This window comes from Sphingomonas sp. CCH21-G11 (genome assembly GCF_001555965.1).
Classification (GTDB): Bacteria; Pseudomonadota; Alphaproteobacteria; order Sphingomonadales; family Sphingomonadaceae; genus Sphingomonas.
On record NZ_LSHX01000041.1, the window covers coordinates 1 to 3,072 of the forward strand.

Annotated in this window: 1 protein-coding gene; it reads left to right on the top strand. The window is 60.0% G+C overall.

Translation table 11 applies throughout. The features are described from left to right. The first annotated feature begins 255 nt into the window (after positions 1–255). Entirely contained in the window at positions 256–2,922 is a 2,667-nt protein-coding gene (locus AX676_RS11815) for an AAA family ATPase (RefSeq protein ID WP_066481198.1), read from the top strand. The last annotated feature ends 150 nt before the right edge of the window (positions 2,923–3,072 follow it).

Here is a 3,072-nt window from a genome sequence, read left to right on the forward strand (position 1 = left end):
GTGTAGGACAGGGGGGTGGTGGGGGGTGTTAGCGCGAGAGCTGCCAACCGGCTTCTAGGGGGCGCTCTGCGTAAAGCTGACTACTGGGTCTGCGGCCCATTTCGAAACTACCGAAATCCCATGAATTTCTGCCGACGGCCCGCTTGCATCCGTGTGCGGGTAACATACCATTGTAATTCGAACTGGTTTCGCTGGCGTCTTGGAAACGCGCCGGTGTTAGTATCTGAAAACTGGGCGCGTTCGGTCGGGTGGGGAATGGGAAAGCTTGCAGATTGGTGCGCGGGGCAGCAGCCTTGGGCGATCGACGCGATGCAACGCGCTGCCACCTCAACCACCGTGACGACTGAAAACGTCGACGCGCTCGTGAACCGAGTCGCGCTGGCACACGGTTTGAGGGTCGAAGGCACTCACCCATGCCAGAGCTTCGACGAGAACACAGTCGTCGCACTGGCCAAGAGCCCCGACGACGTGATTCTGCACTCGATTGGTCCGCTGCAAGGGTTAGATCGCTTGGTGCCTGGGCAAATACTGAAATTCGCCATCGATGGCGTGACCGTGATCTTTGGCGAAAACGGATCTGGCAAGAGTGGCTACACCCGCGCGTTGCGGCAATTGTGCGGCGCTCGAAAAGAACCCGAGTTGCAAAACGACGTGTTCGCTAACGGTGCGGAGCCGACCAAATCGATCACCTACACCTATCAGCAAGGAGCAAACGAGCCGGTCTCCGCGACGTGGACTGAGGGCGAGGCGAAACCTCACCCACTAGGAGGGATCACGTTGCTCGATGCCGACAATCTCCGCGTCTATGTCGAGAGCAAGAACGAAATTCTCTATTTGCCGCCGGAGGTGGCCTGCGTTGGCCGGCTCGCCGACCTTTATCAAGCGGCATGCGCTCAATATCGAAGCTGGATCGACGCGAACGTACGGCAATATGGCGCGTCGTTCGGGGCGCACTATCAGCAAGGCACAACGGCGGCCCAACTGAGTGCCCGTCTCCAGATCGCGACTCCAGAAGCCAATCTGCCCACCGAGGAGGAATTGCGCGCCGCCGCCGTTTGGACACCGGAGCTTGAAGCAGAGTTGGAGCGTCTGGGCGCGCAACTCGTGCAAGGTCCGGCAGCTGTGGCAAGCCGATATGATCGTATCGCTGCCGCTTGTACTACGGCGGCCGACGATCTTGGGCGGAGCGTGCCGCGATTGGTCGACCTGGTGACCGACCTCGATGAAGTTGCGCTTCGGACCTGCGAGGAAAAGAAGCGCATCGCTGACACACTGCGCGCCGAGCAGATTGGGTCGCAACCGATCACGGCGACGGGGTCGGACCCTTGGAAGGCACTCTTCCAGTTGGCTCGCCAGTTCGCGGCCGAAGCGGGTGTCAGGCAAGCCGGTGAGCCATTTGTGGCTGGCGATCCGTGCCCGCTCTGCCAACAGAGCTTGAGCGATGACGCCGCGAAGCGGCTGGCAGCGTTCGATGCCTATATCGAAGGACGGGCGACTCAGGAGGCAGATGCCGCCTACGAGGCGATCCAAAGGCGCGTCGCGACATTGCGCGACCTCACTTTCAAGACTGAGGCAGAATTGGCCGCCTTGCTTGGCGAGACGGCAGCTCATGGTCCTGAGGCCGCGCTGCTCGGGCAACAAGCGGTCGCGTTTAGCACCGACCTGCGTATTCGACGCGATTTACGCGTTCAACAACTGGAGGCGGGCCATCTACAGCCGCTGTCTCCATTGCCTGCGTCGCCGATTGATGGACTTCGTAATCTGGCCGCAACGCTGACGGCGGAAGCCACAGCGCTTCGTTCTGGGGATGACCAGACTGCCCGCGCCACGGCTCGGATTGCCGAATTGAGCGGGCAGAAACAGTTTCACGCCCAGATCGACGAAGCGGTCGCAAGGCGACACAGCCTTTTCGCGACGCACCGCTACAAAAAATGCGAAGCTGCCCTCAATACCGGCCCGCTGTCACGGCTCATCACCTCGTTGCGGAAGGAGCTGACATCTCCAGACCTGAAGGCGAGGATCGAAGCCGAAATCGCTGGCTTCGCCTTGACGCACGTCCCGTTCAAGTTCTGCGATGAAAGCGAACGAGGGATCAGCTTCTTCGAGGTCGAGCTGGCGACGGACAAGAAAGCAAAAAAATCGCGGGTTCTAAGCGAGGGTGAACAACGCGCATTGAGTCTTGCCTGTTTCCTCGCTGAGACGCACGTCGCCGGAAAGTGTTCCGGCATCATTCTTGATGACCCGGTGACGAGCTTAGATCATGGCCGGGTCCGCCGTGTCGCCCGCCGCTTGATCGACGAGGCGGCCAAAGGCCGGCAGATCATCATCTTCACTCACAACCTCGTGTTTTATCATGAACTGATGCTGGCCTGTATGGACAGAACAAATGCCGTGTCTGCTTTGCCCTGCTTGATCCAGCAGGGAGCGGCTGGTGAGTTTGGGATTGTCTCCGTCGGAGACGAGCCGTGGGTTGCGCGGAAGGTCAAGGATCGCGAGCACACTCTCAAAGGCATGATCGACGCCATTCCGGACGATGTGGCGGTCACGAGCGACGATTATCGCCGCCGCTGCACTGGCTACTACGCCGCGCTCCGCGAGACGTGGGAACGCGCGGTCGAAGAGATTGTATTGAACGACGTCGTCCGGCGATTTGGATCTGATGTCGGCACGCTGCGGTTGGCCGGCGTCGAAGTATCCGACGAGGATTTCATGCTGGTTTACCGCGCAATGAAACGCGCTTCGGAGTATTCGGGCCATGACCAAGCGGCGGGCCGTCAGATCGATACGCCAACAAAAGATCAAATGATGGCTGATTGGCATGAACTGGTCGCGTTCAGAGCGACCAAAGCCAAGGCAAATCGGGCTGCCGACGAGCGTCGTAAAGGACTGGCATCAGCGCCACCCGTGGCGAGTGTGGCATAATCTATCGATAGCTCAGATAGCCGCCTCCCGTCGAGCGCAGGCATCCAGACTTATGGCAAACAGTGGCAGCGCTCGGGATCGCCTTCGCATGCGCCGAATGACCTAAATGGTGCGCTTAGCTGCCCATCCTCGCCGCTCGACCCCTCACCC